The organism is Saccharothrix syringae (assembly GCF_009498035.1).
Classification (GTDB): domain Bacteria; phylum Actinomycetota; class Actinomycetes; order Mycobacteriales; family Pseudonocardiaceae; genus Actinosynnema; species Actinosynnema syringae.
The window spans coordinates 10,150,616-10,167,611 of the sequence record NZ_CP034550.1 but is presented as its reverse complement, the minus strand read 5'-3'; the positions used below and the strand labels follow the sequence as shown (position 1 = coordinate 10,167,611).

Genomic DNA, 16,996 nt, shown 5'->3' with positions numbered 1-16,996 from the left:
GGAGCGCCGTTCTCCGGCCCGCCGAGGTCGGCAGGTGGGGGACAACCGGGTCATCCGCGAAGCCTAGGTGGGTCGGGCCCGGTTGACGACGCGTCGCCACCACCTCGTCCCCACCCGCTCGGCGGGCGTGACCGGTGGGGCGGGGTCGATCGGCAGCGGCCCCAGGTCGCCGCGGTCCCGGGCCCAGACGCGCGGGGGGCCGTTCCGGTCGGAGACCGCCGCGAACCGCCCGTCGGGGCTGAAGTCCAGGTGTTCGAGGTCGGTCTCCAGGCGGAACGCCCTCGTGCGGGTCGGCAGGTCCCACAGCTCCAGCCCGTGGTGCGCGTGGACCGCGAGCGTGCTGTCGTCCACGAAGACCGGGCCGGGCTCCCGGAGCGCCGACGGCGTGTGCAGTTCCGCGACCGGTGCCCAGTCGACGGTCCGCAGCACGACGGTCGCCGTGGAGGAGGACAGCGCCACCAGGCCGCCGTCCGGGCTCAGGCCCATCGCTTCGGCTTCCCGGAGCGGGTGGCGCGCGATCAGCTGCCGGGTCGAGGTGTCGAAAAGCTCGACCCGCAGCATTTCGTCCCTCGGCATGCCGATCACGGCGAGCCGGGGTGACGACCGGCTGACGTCGACCGCCCAGACGCCCTCCCACGCGGGTGGCGCGGACTGCCAGGTGCCGTCCGCCGCCTCCCAGAGGGAGAGGGTGCCGGGCCGCCAGGCGACCAGGAGCCCGCCGTCGTGGCTGAACCGCAGGTACCGCGCGAGGGCGGGCAGGAACCGGACCTCGTGCCAGGCCGCCGTCGACCGCAGCGAGATGCCCCTGGGACCGGCCACCGCGAGCAGGTGCCCGTCCGGGCTGAAGGCACGTGGGCGGTCGTGCCGGGGTAGCCGGGACGCGGGTTGCCAGGTCCTGGTGTCCCAGACGGTGCCGGCGGCCGCCAGCAGGGACGAGTCGGGGCTGAACGCCACCGGACCGCCCTTGCCGTCCAGCCGTGCGGGGAACCGGTACTCGCGGGGCGGCGCCACTGCCGGGCCGCCGGCGGCGCCCCGCAGCACGGCCGCCGCGCGTTCCGGATCCCCGAGGTCGCCCAGGGCCTTGGCGGCGGCCACCCGCACTGCCGAACCGCCGGCCGGCCGCCGGGGCGCGTGCGCGACCAGCAGGTCGCCGCTGACCACCCCGCCGCTGGTGGGCGTCTGGTGGGGCGTGAGCCGGCGCACGTGCTCGTGGACGTAGTCGTAGAGGTCCCGCGCGGTGACCGCGCCGTCGCCGTCCACGTCCGCCGCGCCCGTCCGCAGCCCCTCGACGACCACGCCGGTGAACACCGACGCGGGGCCGGTCGACACCTCCGCCGTGCCGTCGGGTTCGAAGGCGTGCTGGAGGTGGGTGGACGAGGTGATCACCGCGCAACCGCGACCCTCGACCAGCTCGGCCACGTCCACCGCGCCGCCCTTGGGCCGCATCCCGGCCGGGAACGCCCCGCTGTAGCAGCAGTCGAGCAGGACGACGACCTTGCGGCTGCGGCTCTCGTGGATCAGCTCGCGCACCAGCTCGGCCGGCACACCGGTGGTCCGCAGCCGGTCGGCGCGGGTGTCGGTGGCGGCGAAGTGCAGGCGCCCCTGCCGGTCCTTCACGCCGTGGCCGGAGAGGTAGAGCAGCACGAGGTCGTCGAGGCCGGCGGTGGCGAACAGGTCCTCGACCCGCTCCCGCACCTCCTGCGCCGGCCGGTTGACCAGGACCTGCGTCCGGAACGCCCCGATCGCCGGGTCCGCGAGCACCGCGCGAAGCGAGGCGACGTCGTGTCCCGGGGCCCGCAGGGCGCTGAACGCCGGATCCGAGTACGAATCCGTGGCGATCAGCAGCGCCGTCCTCATGGCGGTCTAGTGTGCCTGCCCATGGCCGTGTTTTCCGTGACCGTCGAGGACGAGGACCCGGTGCGCGCCGACGCGGACGCCCGCCTGCTGTTCGACGAGCTGTGGGCCCTCGACCTGGACCGCGTCGAGTTCGCCGGGAACGGTGCGGCGCCGGCCGGCAGCAAGGGCCTCGACGCCGCGTCGGTCACCACGATCGTGGTCGCCCTGGCCGGTTCGCCGGTGCTGCGCCAGGTGGCGATGGCGCTGCGGGACTGGGTGAACCGCGATTCCAAGCGCAAGCTCGTCGTCCGCGACGGCGACCGGCGGCTGGAGATCACCGGACCCGTCGACGCCGAGGGGCAGCGGGCCGTGGAAGCGTTCCTGCGCAAGGAGGTCGAGGGCTGACCGGTCGTCACCCGCCGGTCGCGACTAGCACCAGCCGCCCGGTTCCCCGGGCCAGGTGGGCCGAGGCCGACCAGCTCCCGCGGTGGAACGCGGCGTCGAGCGCGGCGCCGGTCAGGAACGGCCCGGCGGGCAGGTGGTCGCGCATCCCGTCGACCACGTCCGGCGACCTGCCCTCGTCGGTGGGGGAGTGGGCGGACACCAGCTCCTCGACCCGCGCCGCCGGCAGCTCGACCACCGCGTCGATCCAGTACGTCGAGGGACCCGGCACGTCCGCGCGGCCGCGGGTGCCGGACATCCACCGCGCGCCGGTCGTGCCGTCGAGCGCCGGGAACCGGGTGAGCAGCGGGTCGAGGTCGGTGCGCAGCTCGCCCGTGCCGGACTTCGCGGCGACGGGCGCCGGCGGCGCACCACACCCCACCGCGGCGACCAGCAGCAGCGCCCAGAGTCGGCGCATCAGTCCACCGGTCGGCGCACCGGGAGCCCGGCGGCGCGGTAGATGTCGTCGATCACGCGCAGGGTCGCCACCGCGTCGTCCGGCGTGGTCGGGAACGGTTTGCCGTGCAGCACCGCGTCCGCGAACGCCTCCAGCTGGTACTCGTAGGACGGCCGCCGGTCGAAGCGCTCGACCCGCCGGTGCCCCTTCAGCCGCACCGCCAGCCGGTGCCCACCCTGCGGCGCGAACGGGTTGAGCACGCGCACCTCGCCGTTGGCGCCCAGCACCCGCGCCGACAGCTTCAGCAGCGAGTGCGACCACATCGACGTGACCACCGTGCCGGTGTGCCCGCCGGGGAACTTCAGCTCGGCGCGCATCGCCCGGTCCACGCCCTCGCCCTTGAGCAGCGCCCGCGCCGACTTGACCTCGGGTTCGCCGCCGCCCAGCAGCCGCACCAGGTTCACCGGGTAGCACCCGGCGTCCATCAGCGCGCCACCCGCCAGCTCCAGCGAGTACCGGATGTCGGTGAACCGGGGCAGCGGGAAGCACAGCCGCGCGTCCACGTGCCGCAGCTCGCCCAGCTCGGCCACCACCTCGACCAGCCGGGCGGTCAGCGGGTGGTACCGGTAGTGGAACGCCTCCATCACCACCAGCCCGCTGTCCCGCGCCGCCGCCGCGACCCGCGCCGCCTCCTCCGCGTTGGCCGCGAAGGGCTTCTCGCACAGCACGTGCTTCCCGGCCGCCAACGCCGCCAGCGTCCACTTCCCGTGCAGCCCGTTGGGCAACGGCACGTACACGGCGTCGATGTCGGGATCGGCCAGCAACGACGCGTAGTCGTCGTGCACGCGCGCGATCCCGTGCTTGTCCGCGAACTCCCGCGCCCGCCCCGCGTCCCGGGCGGCCACCGCCGACACCACCGCGGTCCCCACCGCCCGCGCCGGCCGGACCAACGCGGCCGGCACGATCCGCGCCGCCCCCAACACACCGATCCGCACGTGATCAGCCACGGTCACGACGCTACTACCCCGGGCACCACCTCATCGGGCCCCAAACGCCGGATCTCCGGTCGGAACGCGACCCCGTCGCGGGAGGGCGGGCAAGGTGCCCGCCGCCACCGGAGAACGCCGACGAGCGCACCCGCCCGGTGACCGGCTCCGGCGAGCCCGGCCCACCGGGGACGGCCGGTGCGGGTGAGTCGGGCACCGGTCGGGGGTACCACATACTGTTCGACCATGGACGTCCTCGTCGTCGATCACCCCCTGGCCCGGGCGCGGCTGACCACCATGCGCGACGCCCGCACCGACAACGCGGCGTTCCGCGCCGCGCTGCAGGAGCTGACGGTGATGCTCGTGTACGAGGCCACCCGCTCCCTGCCGGTGGCCGAGGAGCGCGTGCACACGCCCGTCGCCCGCACCACCGGCCACCGGCTGGCCAACCCGCCCCTGCTGGTCCCGGTGCTGCGGGCCGGCCTGGGCATGGCCGACCAGGCGCACAAGCTGATCCCCGACGCCCAGATGGGCTTCGTCGGCCTGGCGCGCGACGAGGAGACCCTGCAGCCGACCCCGTACATGGAGTCGCTGCCGGACTCCCTGGCCGGCCGCCCGGTCCTCGTGCTGGACCCGATGCTGGCCACCGGCGGCTCCATGGCCTACACGATCCGCCTGCTGACCGACCGGGGCGCCACCGACGTCACCGCCATCTGCTGCCTGGCCGCCCCCGAGGGCATCGAGCACCTGTCGGCCTCCGGCCTGCCCGTCCGCCTGGTCACCGCCAGCGTCGACGAGCGCCTGAACGACTCGGGCTTCATCGTCCCCGGCCTCGGCGACGCCGGCGACCGCCAGTACGGCACCGTCTGACCCCGCGCGAGTCGAACCCTCAGCCCCGTCGTGTCGAACCCCCAGACCCCCCGAATTCCACATTCACGCCCCGCGTGTCATGCGCCCAACCCGCGCGTGTCATGCGTCCAGACCCCGCGTGTCATGCGTTCAGGCCCCCCGAGTTCGACGTGAACGTCGAACTCGGGGGTCCCGAACGTGGAACTCACCGGTCCCGGAGGTTCGACACGGGGGTGCCGAAGGTTCGACTCACGGGGTCAGGTCGGCGGCGTGGTCGGCGGCCCACTGGGCCAGGGTCCGGCCGCGCCTGCCCGTGACCAGCTCGAAGTCCGGCGTGACCTCCGCCGGTTCCTCGGCGTGCTGCGCCATGTACCCCATCAGGTACTCGGCGGTGTCCCACGGCAGCCCCTCGTCGCGGATCAGCGCGGCCCGGGCCTGCCCGTAGGTCAACCGCTCGAACCCGATCGGCCGCCCGAGCCCCGCCGCGAACGCCTCGGCCTGCTGCCGGTGCGTCAGCGCCTCCGGCCCGCTGAGCGTGTACGCCTTGCCGGCGTGCCCCTCGTGCAGCAGCGCGTGCACGACGACCTCCGCCACGTCGTCCTCGTGCACGGGCGCGCCGACCGAGTCCGGGAACGGCGCACGCACCACGTCCCGCTCCTTCACGTCCCGCGCCCAGATCAGCTTGTTGCTCATGAACTCGCCGGGCCGGACGTGCGTCCACGCCACGCCCGACTCCTCGATGACGCGCTCCACGTCGCGGTGCGCCTCGTAGCTGCCGGGCCGCTCCGCGGTGACCGCGCTGCTGGACAGGTACACCACCTTCCGCAGGTCGTGGGCGTGGTCGAGGAACGCCTTCGCGGGTACGGCCGGGTCCTCGGCCTCCAGCGCGGCGATCAGGAACGCGGCGGTCACGCCCGCCAGCGGAAGTTCACTCGGTCGTGTCAAATCACCCCCCACCACCTCCACCCCGCCCGGCAGCGAGGCCCGCGCCGGGTTGCGGGTCAACGCCTTCACGGGCACGCCCGCCTTCGCCAGTTGCCGCACCACGGCGCCACCGATGGTGCCGGTCGCGCCGGTGACCAGGATCGTCACTCGTTCCCCCTGGGAGATCGTTGTTCAAACTTGAACACCGACGCTAGCGGGTCGACCACCCCGTGCGCACATGCAAACTTTTGCAGAAACCACCCCCGCCACCCGGGGTGCGCGGATTGCGCCGTTCGGCCGTAGCAATGGTCTAGACCTCATCACTACCGTGGTCTGGACCACAAGGTTGTGCCGGCGAGGAGGACCATGTCGAGCAGGAGATGGGTGCTACCGGCCCTGCTGGCCACCGCGCTGACCGCGTCACTGGCGCCGCAGGCCGTCGCCCACGACAACGACCGCGGGCACGCCGGGACGCGCACCGTCGGGTACTACACGCAGTGGAGCGGCTACGACCGCAACTTCCTGGTGAAGAACCTGGTCACCAACGGCACCGCGCCCCGCCTCACGCACCTGAACTACGCGTTCGGCTTCCTCGACGAGTCCGGCAGGTGCGTCAGCTCCGACCCGTGGGCCGACTACCAGCGCCCGTTCGGCGCCGAGCAGAGCGTCAGCGGTCGCGCCGACGTGGCCGGCCAGCCGCTGTCGGGCAACCTCAACCAGCTCAAGCAGCTCAAGGCGAAGTACCCCCGCCTGCGGATCAACATCTCCCTCGGCGGTTGGTCCGGCTCCAAGTACTTCTCCAACGCGGCCCTCACGCCCGAGTCGCGCGCCGCGCACGTCGCGTCGTGCCTGGACATGTGGCTCAAGGGCAACCTGCCCGGCGCCGAGCCGGGTGCGGCGGCCGGCGTCTTCGACGGCGTCGACCTCGACTGGGAGTGGCCCGCCTCCGAGGGCGCGCCCGGCAACGTCGTGCGCCCCGAGGACAGGCGGAACTTCACCGCGCTGCTGGTCGAGTACCGCAAGCAGCTGGGCAGGCTGACCTGGCGCACCGGCCGGTCCTACGACCTGACCGCGTTCCTGCCCGCCGACCCGCGGCAGGTCGACCGCGGCTTCGAGGTCTCCCGGGTCTTCGGGCTGCTGACCTTCGGCACCGTCCAGGGCTACGACTTCCACGGCGCCTGGGACCCGCGGACCAACCAGCAGTCCGCGCTCCGCACGCCCGCCGGCGACCCGGCACCCCTGCCGTTCAGCTCGCAGGTCGCCGTCGACCACTACCTGGCCGAGGGGGCGCCGAAGTCCAAGCTCGTGCTGGGCGTGCCCTTCTACAGCCGCGGCTGGACCGGCGTGACCAACGCGAACAACGGCCTGTTCCAGAACGCCACCGGGCCCGCCCCGGCGACCTACGAGGCCGGTTACGAGGACTACCGCGTCCTCAAGGCCCGGCTGGCGGACTTCACCGTGCACCGCGACCCCGCGGCCGGGCACGCGTGGCTGTTCGACGGCACCACGTTCTGGACCTGGGACGACCCGACCGAGATGAGGCGCAAGGGCCGCTACGTGGCGGACCGGCGCCTCGGCGGCGCGATGATCTGGTCGCTCGACGGCGACACCGCCGACGGCGAGCTGATCAGGGCGCTCACCAGCGGACTGTCCTGAGCGGGCAGTCCACCGGGGTCCGGGGAGGTTTCGCGGCGGCCGCCTCCCCGGGCCCCACCCTCACCTCCGCCAGCCGTTGGCGTGCGCGCGGATGGTGCGCTCGTACATCGAGCCGATGTCCGCCTCGGGCGGCAGGTCGCCGATGAGCTCCAGGCTCACCAGGCCGTGCACCAGGGCCCACATGCCCAGCGCGATCTCCTCGGGCTGGGCCTCGACGAACACCCCGGCCGCCACGGCGCGGGCGACGTTGCGCACCAGCGGCAGGAACGTCCGGTCCGCCGCCTCCCTGGCCTCGGCCGTGGGTTCGAAGTTCGGCACGACCTTGGTGAACATCACCAGGTAGAACTGCGGGTCGGCGAGCGCGCTCTGCCGGTAGGCCAGGCCGCTCTGGATGATGTCCTCCACGGGGTCGTCGGTCTCGGGGAGCGCGACGAGCCGTTCACTGAAACGGCGGTACCCCTCTTCGTAGAGGGCGTTCAGCAGCGCCGGCTTGCCCCCGAACAGCGAATACACCGCCGTGGTCGAGGTGTTGACATCCGCCGCGAGCCTGCGCAAGCTCAGAGCGCCCGGGCCCTCGGCGGACAGCAGCTCGCCGGCCCGGTGGAGCAGGCGAACGCGCAGCGCTTCGTCGTGGGTCTTCGGTCGAGGCACCGCCGAATCGTACCAAAACGGCGTTACCAAACTTGGTCTGGTCAATGTGGTATCAAGTTGGTACCGTCGTTCTCCATGGCTATGACCCTGCGTCTGAGCGACGAGGAGAACCGGCGGCTCGACGAGCTCGCCGCGGCCGAGGGGCGTTCCAAGCAGGAGGTCGTGCGCCTGGCGCTGGCCGAGCGCTGGGCACGCCTGCAGAAGGAGGAGCAGCTGTCCGAGGTCCTCGGGCGCGTGCTCCCCAAGTACCGGGGGCTGCTGGACCGGCTGGGCTCCGCCTGACGCTTGCGGCATCCCGCACCCCTCACACGTTCGAGTGGTGGGACGCCGCGCGCCCTCCCCGTTCGAACACATGTTCGATACGATCGATCCATGCAGCTCAACGACCATGTCCCTCGCCTGCCGCCCCGACGCGCGTGCGAACGTCCCCGCAGATCAGGGGTGCACCGGTATGGTGCGCCGTTGAAGATCGGGTCGCGTTCAGGTTGCGCTTCGGTGCACAACGCGGCCGACACCATCCTCGCCGCCGCTCGGGCGGGGAGGCGACACGGACCTGAGGGGGTGGGTAGTGGCGGCAGGTGCTGCCCGGATGCGGTGAGGTCGAGCCGCAGCCCCCGCCCCTCGGGACAGGGAGCGCGTCAAGCAGTGGTCAACTACCTCGACGCCGGCGACTTGCTCGTGCTGGCGACCGCCGTCACCGGTGGGGACCTGGTCGTGCGCGACTTAGGTCTCCTCGACTCCGCAGCTCACCGCCCCAGGGCGACAGTGCTGGGGGTCGAGGCGTACGACACGCTCTGGCTCAAAGCGTCGGCCCTGCTCGACTCGATCGTGCGCACGCGCCCCCTGGCCGAGGGCAACTGGCGCCTGGGTTGGGTGGCGGCCGTGACGTTGTGCGACATCAACGGCTGGTGGATAGACGCCGACGAGGATGACGCGCTGGACCTGGTGCGGGCGCTGGGTCGGGAGCAGATCGACGTGCCCGGGCTGGCGGCGCACCTGGAGGCGTGGGGCATGCCCAAACCGGCGGACGAGGTCGAGGGGTGATGGGGCGGGCAGGGGATACGTAGCGGGGGATGCACGGGGGTGGGCTGAACGCGGCCTGCGGTGCGGCGGTTCGTTGCACGGCGGCTTGCGGCGCCCGGCTTGTTGCGCGGCGTCTTGCGGTACGGCGGCTTGTTGCCTGACGGCCTGCGGCACGGGGGTTGTTGCGCGGCGACCTTCGAACCGGCGATCTCGGGCTGGCGATCTCGGTCCGGCGGGTTCCGGTCCGGCAGGTCTGGGCCTGGTGATCTGGGTCCGGTGGGGGCTGGGTCTGGTCGGGCTGGATCCGGTGGGGGCTGGGTCCGGTGGGGGCTGGGTTTGGTCGGGCTGGGGCTGGTGGGTCCGGGGCAGCCGAACCCCTGATCGGTCGTAATACCTGGTCACACCCCTGGCCGGGAAAGTCCTGGTTGCCCGGAAGAGTTCACCGAATGCGCGAACCGGGTTGACCTGGAGTGCACTCCAGCTCCTACCGTCGACATCGTGACTTACTCGATCGCCCAGGCGGCCGAGCGCAGCGGATTGTCGATCGACACCCTGCGCTATTACGAACGCATCGGTCTCGTCGACCCGCCCGCCAGGGACTCGGGTGGACGGCGCACCTACACCGACGACGACCTCAGCTGGCTGGCCTTCCTCACCCGCCTGCGCACCACGGGCATGCCCATCCGCATGATGCGCGAGTACGCCCAGCTCAGGCACCGCGGCGACCCCACCGCCGGCCGGCGCAAGCAGATCCTGTTCGAGCACCGCGCCTCGGTGCGCTCCCGCATCGCGGAGCTCCAGTCGTGCCTCGACGTGCTGGAGTACAAGATCTCCCACTACGAGCAGCTGGAGCACACCTTCGTGGAAGGGATCACCGCGTGACCGGGTCGGGTGAGCAGTCGGGTGGGCAGCGGTTGGCGCAGCGGCGGCTGGGTGAGCTGCGGGTCGGCGCGCAGGGCCTGGGCTGCATGGGCATGAGTCAGTCCTACGGCGCCGGCGACGAGCGCGAGTCCATCGCCACCGTCCACCGCGCCCTGGACCTGGGCGTCACCCTCCTCGACACCGCCGACGTGTACGGCGCGGGCGCGAACGAGGAGCTGGTCGGCCGGGCCATCGCGGACCGGCGGGACCGGGTCGTCCTCGCCACGAAGTTCGCCCTCGCCGACCCGGACCGGCGCCCCCGCGGCGACGCCGCCTACGTCCGGCAGGCGGCCGAGGCGTCGTTGCGGCGGCTGGGCGTCGACCACATCGACCTGTACTACCAGCACCGCGTCGACCCGGAGGTCCCCGTCGAGGAGACCGTGGGCGCGATGGCCGAGCTGGTGCGGCAGGGCAAGGTCCGCCACCTGGGCCTGTCCGAGGCGAGTGCCGCCACGATCCGCCGCGCGCACGCCGTCCACCCGATCACCGCCCTGCAGAGCGAGTGGTCCCTGTGGACCCGCGACATCGAGGCCGAGGTGCTGCCGACCTGCCGCGAGCTGGGCATCGGGATCGTCCCGTTCTCCCCGCTGGGCCGCGGTTTCCTGACCGGCCGGGTGACCTCGGTGGACGACCTCGCCGAGGACGACATGCGCCGCGGCCTGCCCCGCTTCTCGCCCGACAACCTCGCCCGCAACAACGCCATCGTGGCGGCCCTGCGGGAGCTCGCCGAGGAGCGCGGCGCCACCGCCGGGCAGCTCGCGCTGGCCTGGGTGCAGCACCAGGGGCAGGACGTGGTGCCGATCCCGGGCACCAAGCGGGTGAAGTACCTGGAGGAGAACGTCGCGGCGGCCGACCTGGCGCTGTCCCCGGGCGACCTCCGCGCGATCGAGGCCGCCGCGACCACCGTCGCCGGTGAGCGCTACACGCCCGAGATGATGAAGATGTCGAATCGTTGATCGATATCGAATATACCTCAAATACTTGATTGAACGCGCGCTGCCCGGGCACAGTGGGGCCCGTACGGTCGTGCACTGGGGAGGGACGGGGCTGTGGAGAAGAGCCGTTTGGGCGCGCTGGAGGTCAGCGCGCAGGGCCTGGGCTGCATGGGGATGAGCGAGTTCTACGGCCCGGGCGACGAGGCCGGGTCGATCGCGACCATCCACCGCGCCCTGGACCTGGGCGTCACGTTCCTCGACACCGCCGACCTCTACGGCGCGGGCGCGAACGAGGAGCTGGTCGGCCGGGCCGTCCGGGACCGCCGCGACGAGGTCGTGCTGGCCACCAAGTTCGCCCTGGTCCGCGACGGCGGCGCGGTGTGGGGCGTGCGGGGCGACCCCGAGTACGTCGAGCAGGCCGCCGAGGCGTCGCTGCGCCGACTGGGCGTCGACCACATCGACCTGTACTACCAGCACCGCGTCGACCCGAACACCCCCATCGAGGACACCGTGGGCGCGATGGCCGAGCTGGTGCGGCAGGGCAAGGTCCGCCACCTCGGCCTGTCCGAGGCGGGCGCCGACACGATCCGGCGGGCGCACGCCGTCCACCCGATCGCGGCCGTGCAGACCGAGTGGTCGCTGTGGTCGCGGGAGATCGAGGACGAGGTCGCGCCGACCTGCCGGGAGCTGGGCATCGGCGTGGTCGCCTACTCGCCCCTGGGCCGCGGCTTCCTGACCGGCCGCTACACCTCGCCGGACGACTTCGCCCCCGACGACATCCGGCGCAGCTCGCGCATGCCGCGGTTCGCCGAGGACAACCTGGCCCGCAACGTCGCGCTGGTGGAGTCCCTGCGCGAGGTGGCCCGCGAGCACGACGCGACGCCGGGCCAGATCGCCCTCGCCTGGGTGCACCACCAGGGCGCCGTGCCGATCCCGGGCACCAAGCGGGTGGCGTACCTGGAGGAGAACGTCGCCGCCGCGGACATCCGGCTGACCGCGGCGCAGGTGGAGCGCATCGCCGGTGCCGTGCCCGCGGACGCGGTCGCCGGCGACCGCTACGACGCCGGGACGCTGCGGATCATCGGCAGGTAGGTGGAAGCACGGCGCGGAGGCGGCCACCTGACGGGCAGGTGGCCGCCTCCGCGCCGTGACCGGGACCGCCGGGGTCAGGTCAGCGTGGCGGCGACCGTGGCGCCCAGTTCCCAGCACCGCCGCAAGGCGGCGGCGTCGGGCGGCCCGGTCAGCACGAGGGTGTCGGCCACCGGGCGCCACCGCAGGCCCGCCGTGATGTCCCGGATCGCCTTCACCGCGCCCTCGACGCCCTGGTTGCCGTGCACGTAGGCGCCGAACGGCCGGCCCCGCGTGGCGTCCAGGCACGGGTAGTAGACCGTGTCGAAGAAGTGCTTGAGCGCGCCGCTGATGTACCCGATGTTGGCCGGCGTCCCCAGCAGGTACCCGTCGGCCTCCAGCACGTCCGCCACCGAGGCCCCCAACGCCGGTCGCCGCACCACCTCGACGCCCCCGACCTCCGGGTCGGTCGCCCCGGCGACCACCGCCTCGAACACCGCCTGCAGGTTCGGCGACGGGGTGTGGTGGACGATCAGCAGGCGGGGCACGGGCGACAGGTTCCCCCGTCCCGGCCGGCGCCGCAAGACCACCCCCGTGACCACCTTGGAGACCACCCCGGAACCGCTGGTCACGGCACCGCCGCAGGGCCGTTCGGGTGAACCGCGCAAGATCGCCGACGGGTCCCCGGCAACCGGGCCGACCCCCGCGCGTCTTTAATGGTGACCGGGAGGGAGTCATGAACACTCGCAGCATCGCCACGATGGATCGGAACCGGCGGATCACCTGGGGCGCCGGCATCGGCGTCAGCCTGGCGCTCATCGGCCTGCCGCTGGTCTTCATCGCGCTGTGGCCGGGCGTCGACCACAGCCCGTGGGACGTCAACACGATGATCCTGGCCACCGGCGTGGCGCTGTGCACGGCCGGTTACATCGCGGGCCGGATCTCGGTGGCCGCGTTCACCGAGCACCGCCGCACGCCGGTGGCCCCGCCGACCAAGCGGGCGTACCTGGTGGCGGGCGGGGCGCTCGGCGTCGCCGTGCTGTGCCTGCTGCTCGCTATGGCGTCGTGAGCAGCTCGGAGACCTGATCGCGCAGGTCGGCCAGCCTGCCCGCGGCCCGGGAGCGCGCCGCGGGCAGGTCGCCCGACACCGGTTCCACGACCTCCAGGTACGCCTTCAGCTTCGGCTCGGTGCCGGACGGTCGCACCACCACCCGCGCGCCGTCGCGGGTCAGGCGCACCACGTCGGCCCCGGGCAGCAGGTCCTCGAACGCGAACCCGGCGGGCGGCTCGGCGCGCAGCCGCGCCATCAGCGCCCCGATCCGGCTCAGGTCGGTGAACCGCAGCGACACCTGGTCGGTCAGGTGCAGGCCGTGGTCGACGGCGAGCTGGTCCAGCGCGTCGAGCAGGTCGCGCCCGCTCGCCTTGAGCCCGGCCGCCAGGTCGCACGCCACCACGGCCGCCGAGATGCCGTCCTTGTCGTTGACGTGCGCGGGGTCGACGCAGTTGCCCAGCGCCTCCTCGTAGGCGAACACCAGCCCCTCGCCGGCGCGCACCAGCCACTTGAACCCGGTCAGCGTCTCCGCGTACCGGGCGCCGTGCGCGGCCGCGATGGACCTCAGCAGCGAAGATGACACGATCGTGGTGGCCACCAGCGGGTCCGGGTGGTCGGTGGTGGACAGCACCAGCGACCCGAGCAGCACGCCGGTCTCGTCGCCGCGCAGCATCCGCCACGCCCCGTCGCGCCCGCGCACGCCCAGCGCGCACCGGTCGGCGTCCGGGTCCAGCGCGATCGCCAGGTCCGCGTCCACCGACGCGGCCAGCTCCAGCAGCCGGTCCGCCGCGCCCGGCTCCTCCGGGTTGGGGAACGCCACGGTCGGGAACGCCGGGTCCGGCACGGCCTGCTCCCGCACCACCCGCACGTCGGTGAACCCGGCGCGCCGCAGCGCCTCCACGGCCATCGCGCCGCCCACGCCGTGCATGGGCGTCAGCACCACCCGCAGGTCCCGCGCCGTGCCGCGCGGCAGCGACGCGACCCGCTCCAGGTAGGCGTCGACCTCCGCGTCGGGCACGGTCCCGTGGTCGTCCGACAGCGGCACCGACACGGCCGCGGGCACGGTCCGGATCGCCGCCTCGATCTCCCGGTCCGCGGGCGGCACGATCTGCCCGCCACCGGCCAGGTACAGCTTGTAGCCGTTGTCCGCGGGCGGGTTGTGCGAGGCGGTGATCTGCACCCCGGCGACCGCGTCGTGCGCGCGCACCAGGAACGCCAGCACGGGCGTCGGCAGCGGCCCGGGCAGCACCCGGACGGTGAACCCCTCGGCGGCCAGCACCCCGGCCGCGGCCGCCGCGAACGCCTCCGACCCGTGCCGCGCGTCCCGGCCGACGAACACCGTGCCGACGTGCCCGTTGGCCTTGAGCCACGTGGCGAGCCCGGCGGTGGTGCGCACGACCACGGCCCGGTTCATGCCGTTGGGCCCGGCGCGCACGGGGCCGCGCAGCCCGGCCGTGCCGAACTCCAGCGGCCCGGACATCCGGTCGGCCAGGTCGTCGACGGCCGCCGCGTCGCCCGCCATGGCCCTGGCCAGCACGCCCTGCAGCTCGGCGCGGGTGTCGGGGTCGGGGTCGTCGGCGATCCAGCGGAACGCCGCGTCGCGCAGCGCCGGGGACAGGCTCATGCGCGGGTCACCAGCTCCCGCAGCAGCTCGCCCATCCGGCTCGCCGCGGCCTGGCCCGCCTCCAGCACCTCCTGGTGGTTGAGCGGTTCGCCGGTGATGCCCGCCGCCAGGTTCGTGACCAGCGACAGCCCGAACACCTCGACGCCCTCGGCGCGGGCCGCGACGGCCTCCAGCACGGTCGACATGCCGACCAGGTCGGCGCCCATGGTGCGCAGCATGCGGATCTCGGCGGGCGTCTCGAAGTGCGGCCCGGGCAGGCCCGCGTAGACGCCCTCCTCCAGGGACGGGTCGATGCCCCGGGCCAGCTCGCGCAGCCGCGGCGAGTACAGGTCGGTGAGGTCGACGAAGCGGGCGCCGACCAGCGGTGACGACGCGGTGAGGTTCAGGTGGTCGCTGATCAGCACGGGCTGGCCGACCACCATGCCCTGGCGCAGGCCGCCGGCGGCGTTGGTCAGCACCACGGTGCCGACGCCGGCCGCGGCGGCGGTGCGCACGCCGTGCACGACCTTCGCCACGCCCTTGCCCTCGTAGCCGTGCGTCCGCCCCAGCATGACCAGCACGTTCTTGTCGCCGACCGGCACCGACCGGATCGTGCCGCCGTGGCCGACGGCGGTGGGCGCCTCGAACCCGGGCAGCTCGGCCATGGGCACCTCGGCGGCGGGCTCCCCGATCAGGTCCGCGGCCGGGCGCCAGCCCGACCCGAGGACCACGGCGATGTCGTGCCTGTCCACCCCGGTGCGCTCGGCCAGCGCGCGGGCCGCGTCGGTGGCCAGGGCCTCGGGGGTGGTGTTCTCACTGATGGCGGTCACGGCCGGCAGCCTAATCGCCGTCACGCTGCGTTGCCCCCAGTGGCGGGAAGCGCAACGGCGCGGGCCGCGTCATGGGCCCCGACCGGTCGGAAGCCGGTGCGCGAGGTGCCCGAAGCCCGGGCGGCTAACCCACCACCGCGAACGTGGGCGCCACGGCGTCGAACAGCTCCCGCCCCGTCTCCTCCTGCTCGGTCGGCACCACGACCTCCACCACCCACAGGTCCGCCCCCCGCGGCAGCACCAGCGAGTACCGGCTCCGCCGCAGGTCCGGGCCGGTCGCCACGCCGCGCACGTCGGCCGCCCGCTCCGCGGTCCGGTAGCTGTACCGCACCGCCGCCTCCCACCCGCCGGCCGCCTCGACCGGTTCCAGGCCCTCCCCGAAGTACCGGTCCCCGCCCCACCGCGACCGCACCACCCGCACGTAGTCGTCGACCACGTGCCCGGGGTGGTAGTCGGGGAACCGCTGCACCGCCACCTCGTGCGCCCCGCCCGGCGCGACCAGGTGCACCACCGTGCTCGGCACCAGCCCCTTGTTGGCCCGCTGCTCCAGGAACCCCGTCCAGTCCGCACCCACCGAGATGGTGAACTCCGCCCCCTGCTCGCCGTTGGCCGTGGCCGCGGAGGTGGTGGTGGGGCGCAGGGACGGGGTGCCGGTCAGCGACGGCAGGGTGGGAGCGTGCACCGCGGGCGGCGGCAGGACCGACGCGCCGGCCACCGTCCTGGTCAGGGCGAACCCGCCGGCCGCGCACACCGCGAACAGCACCACCGCGGCCAGGGCCAGCAGCGGGCGGGACCTCCTGCCGGGCCCGGCGGGGGCGGTGGGCCGGAACGGCAGCGGGCCCGGGTCGGCGGCCAGGGGCGCGTTGGCCGGCACCGCGGGCGGGCGCACCACCTCGACCACCGGTCGGGTGGGTGCGTCCGCGGGGAACGCGTCCGCGCCCGGCTCGGGCAGCAGCGGCCGGACCACGCGGCGGACCTCGGCCAGCGGCAGCCGCTCCGCCGGGTCGCGCGTCATCAGGCCCGCCACCACCGGCCCCAGCGCGCCGCACACCGAGGCCGACGGCACCTCGCCGTGCACGACCTGGTTGACCGTCTGCAGCACGTTCGCGCCCTCGTACGGCGGCACGCCCGTCATCGCGGCGTACAGCGTGGCGCCCAGCGACCACTGGTCGGCCGCCGACGTGACCTCCCCGCCCGCCGCCACCTCGGGCGCGATGAACGCGGGCGTGCCCAGCGTGATGCCGCGGCTGGTCAGGGTGGCCTCGGCGACGTTGCGGGCGATGCCGAAGTCGGTCAGCTTCACCCGGCCGTCGTGGGCGACGAGCACGTTGCCCGGTTTGACGTCCCGGTGCGTGATCCCCGCCCGGTGGGCCGCCTCCAGCGCCGCGGCCACCGCGTCCGCCACCACCGCGCCCTGCGCGTCGGTCAGCGGCCCGCGCTGCCGCACCACCTCGGCCAGCGACGACGACGGCACCAGCTCCATCACCACGTAGGGGTCGCCGTCGACCTGCGCCACGTCGTAGAGCGTCACCAGGTTCGGGTGCGCCAGCGCCGCCGCCGAGCGGGCCTCGCGCAGGGTGCGCTCGCGCAGCACGGTCGCCTCGCCGTCGGGCGCGCCGGGCGGGAGCAGCACCTCCTTGACCGCGACGTCCCGGCGCAGCACCTCGTCGTGCGCGGCCCACACCGTGCCCATCGAGCCGCGCCCCAGCACGTGCCTGAGCCGGTAGCGGCCGGCGATCAGGCGGCCTTCGCCGGGGACTTCAAGGGGGTCTTCTGGGGTACCCCCTGCCGCGCCTTCCCGCCCTATGGTTTCCACAGCACCATC

At 73.8% G+C, this 16,996-nt stretch carries 18 protein-coding genes; 9 read left to right on the top strand and 9 right to left on the bottom strand.

The window, feature by feature from the left end:
• Positions 1 to 63: 63 nt before the first annotated feature.
• Positions 64 to 1,857, bottom strand: a complete 1,794-nt coding sequence (locus EKG83_RS43010; protein WP_051764905.1) for a caspase, EACC1-associated type — start codon at positions 1,855 to 1,857, stop codon at positions 64 to 66.
• Between the two features lie 21 nt (positions 1,858 to 1,878).
• Here EKG83_RS43010 and EKG83_RS43005 point away from each other — a divergent pair, with 21 nt between their 5' ends.
• Positions 1,879 to 2,241: a hypothetical protein gene (locus EKG83_RS43005; RefSeq protein WP_153278785.1), complete on the top strand. Its 363-nt coding sequence runs from the start codon at positions 1,879 to 1,881 to the stop codon at positions 2,239 to 2,241.
• A 7-nt stretch (positions 2,242 to 2,248) separates the two neighbouring features.
• Here EKG83_RS43005 and EKG83_RS43000 read toward each other — a convergent pair whose 3' ends face one another.
• Positions 2,249 to 2,695: a hypothetical protein gene (locus tag EKG83_RS43000; RefSeq protein WP_051764907.1), complete on the bottom strand. Its 447-nt coding sequence runs from the start codon at positions 2,693 to 2,695 to the stop codon at positions 2,249 to 2,251.
• The gene (locus EKG83_RS42995; protein WP_033429174.1) at positions 2,695 to 3,681 is read right to left on the bottom strand and encodes a Gfo/Idh/MocA family protein; all 987 of its coding nucleotides are present in this window, start codon (positions 3,679 to 3,681) and stop codon (positions 2,695 to 2,697) included. The genes EKG83_RS43000 and EKG83_RS42995 overlap by 1 nt, the downstream gene beginning before the upstream one ends.
• 225 nt (positions 3,682 to 3,906) lie before the next feature.
• On the opposite strand from EKG83_RS42995, the gene upp reads away from it, so the two are divergent.
• Positions 3,907 to 4,530 (top strand): uracil phosphoribosyltransferase, encoded by a 624-nt coding sequence (gene upp, locus EKG83_RS42990; RefSeq protein ID WP_033429045.1) that lies wholly within the window; start codon positions 3,907 to 3,909, stop codon positions 4,528 to 4,530.
• Positions 4,531 to 4,758: 228 nt separating this feature from the next.
• Here upp and EKG83_RS42985 read toward each other — a convergent pair whose 3' ends face one another.
• Positions 4,759 to 5,601 (bottom strand): NAD(P)H-binding protein, encoded by an 843-nt coding sequence (locus EKG83_RS42985; protein WP_033429046.1) that lies wholly within the window; start codon positions 5,599 to 5,601, stop codon positions 4,759 to 4,761.
• Between the two features lie 198 nt (positions 5,602 to 5,799).
• On the opposite strand from EKG83_RS42985, the gene EKG83_RS42980 reads away from it, so the two are divergent.
• Positions 5,800 to 7,089: a glycoside hydrolase family 18 protein gene (locus EKG83_RS42980; RefSeq protein ID WP_033429047.1), complete on the top strand. Its 1,290-nt coding sequence runs from the start codon at positions 5,800 to 5,802 to the stop codon at positions 7,087 to 7,089.
• A gap of 60 nt (positions 7,090 to 7,149) precedes the next feature.
• On the opposite strand, the gene EKG83_RS42975 is transcribed toward EKG83_RS42980, so the two are convergent.
• Positions 7,150 to 7,740, bottom strand: a complete 591-nt coding sequence (locus EKG83_RS42975) for a TetR/AcrR family transcriptional regulator (RefSeq protein WP_033429048.1) — start codon at positions 7,738 to 7,740, stop codon at positions 7,150 to 7,152.
• A gap of 75 nt (positions 7,741 to 7,815) precedes the next feature.
• Between EKG83_RS42975 and EKG83_RS42970 the strand changes: the two genes are divergently transcribed.
• The 5 genes from EKG83_RS42970 to EKG83_RS42950 all read left to right on the top strand — a co-directional run bounded on the left by EKG83_RS42970 (position 7,816) and on the right by EKG83_RS42950 (position 11,711).
• Complete coding sequence (locus EKG83_RS42970; RefSeq protein ID WP_015105038.1) at positions 7,816 to 8,022, top strand: type II toxin-antitoxin system VapB family antitoxin; 207 nt, start codon at positions 7,816 to 7,818, stop codon at positions 8,020 to 8,022.
• Between the two features lie 363 nt (positions 8,023 to 8,385).
• Positions 8,386 to 8,784: a type II toxin-antitoxin system death-on-curing family toxin gene (locus EKG83_RS42965; RefSeq protein WP_033429049.1), complete on the top strand. Its 399-nt coding sequence runs from the start codon at positions 8,386 to 8,388 to the stop codon at positions 8,782 to 8,784.
• 477 nt (positions 8,785 to 9,261) lie between these two features.
• The gene (locus tag EKG83_RS42960; protein WP_033429050.1) at positions 9,262 to 9,645 is read left to right on the top strand and encodes a MerR family transcriptional regulator; all 384 of its coding nucleotides are present in this window, start codon (positions 9,262 to 9,264) and stop codon (positions 9,643 to 9,645) included.
• 86 nt (positions 9,646 to 9,731) lie between these two features.
• Positions 9,732 to 10,640 (top strand): aldo/keto reductase, encoded by a 909-nt coding sequence (locus tag EKG83_RS42955; RefSeq protein ID WP_051764954.1) that lies wholly within the window; start codon positions 9,732 to 9,734, stop codon positions 10,638 to 10,640.
• A gap of 147 nt (positions 10,641 to 10,787) precedes the next feature.
• Entirely contained in the window at positions 10,788 to 11,711 is a 924-nt protein-coding gene (locus EKG83_RS42950) for an aldo/keto reductase (RefSeq protein ID WP_084716148.1), read from the top strand.
• 74 nt (positions 11,712 to 11,785) lie between these two features.
• On the opposite strand, the gene EKG83_RS42945 is transcribed toward EKG83_RS42950, so the two are convergent.
• Positions 11,786 to 12,235 (bottom strand): flavodoxin family protein, encoded by a 450-nt coding sequence (locus tag EKG83_RS42945; protein ID WP_033429176.1) that lies wholly within the window; start codon positions 12,233 to 12,235, stop codon positions 11,786 to 11,788.
• A 188-nt stretch (positions 12,236 to 12,423) separates the two neighbouring features.
• Here EKG83_RS42945 and EKG83_RS42940 point away from each other — a divergent pair, with 188 nt between their 5' ends.
• Positions 12,424 to 12,756, top strand: coding sequence for a hypothetical protein (locus EKG83_RS42940; RefSeq protein ID WP_033429052.1), 333 nt, complete (start codon positions 12,424 to 12,426; stop codon positions 12,754 to 12,756).
• Here EKG83_RS42940 and EKG83_RS42935 read toward each other — a convergent pair.
• The 3 genes from EKG83_RS42935 to EKG83_RS42925 all read right to left on the bottom strand — a co-directional run bounded on the left by EKG83_RS42935 (position 12,743) and on the right by EKG83_RS42925 (position 16,987).
• Complete coding sequence (locus tag EKG83_RS42935; protein ID WP_033429053.1) at positions 12,743 to 14,362, bottom strand: phospho-sugar mutase; 1,620 nt, start codon at positions 14,360 to 14,362, stop codon at positions 12,743 to 12,745. The two genes, EKG83_RS42940 and EKG83_RS42935, sit on opposite strands and share 14 nt — an antisense overlap.
• Entirely contained in the window at positions 14,359 to 15,171 is an 813-nt protein-coding gene (locus EKG83_RS42930; protein WP_194282974.1) for a purine-nucleoside phosphorylase, read from the bottom strand. The genes EKG83_RS42935 and EKG83_RS42930 overlap by 4 nt, the downstream gene beginning before the upstream one ends.
• A gap of 124 nt (positions 15,172 to 15,295) precedes the next feature.
• On the bottom strand, positions 15,296 to 16,987 hold the full coding sequence (locus tag EKG83_RS42925; protein ID WP_228122419.1) for a serine/threonine-protein kinase: 1,692 nt from the start codon (positions 16,985 to 16,987) through the stop codon (positions 15,296 to 15,298).
• Positions 16,988 to 16,996: the final 9 nt, after the last annotated feature.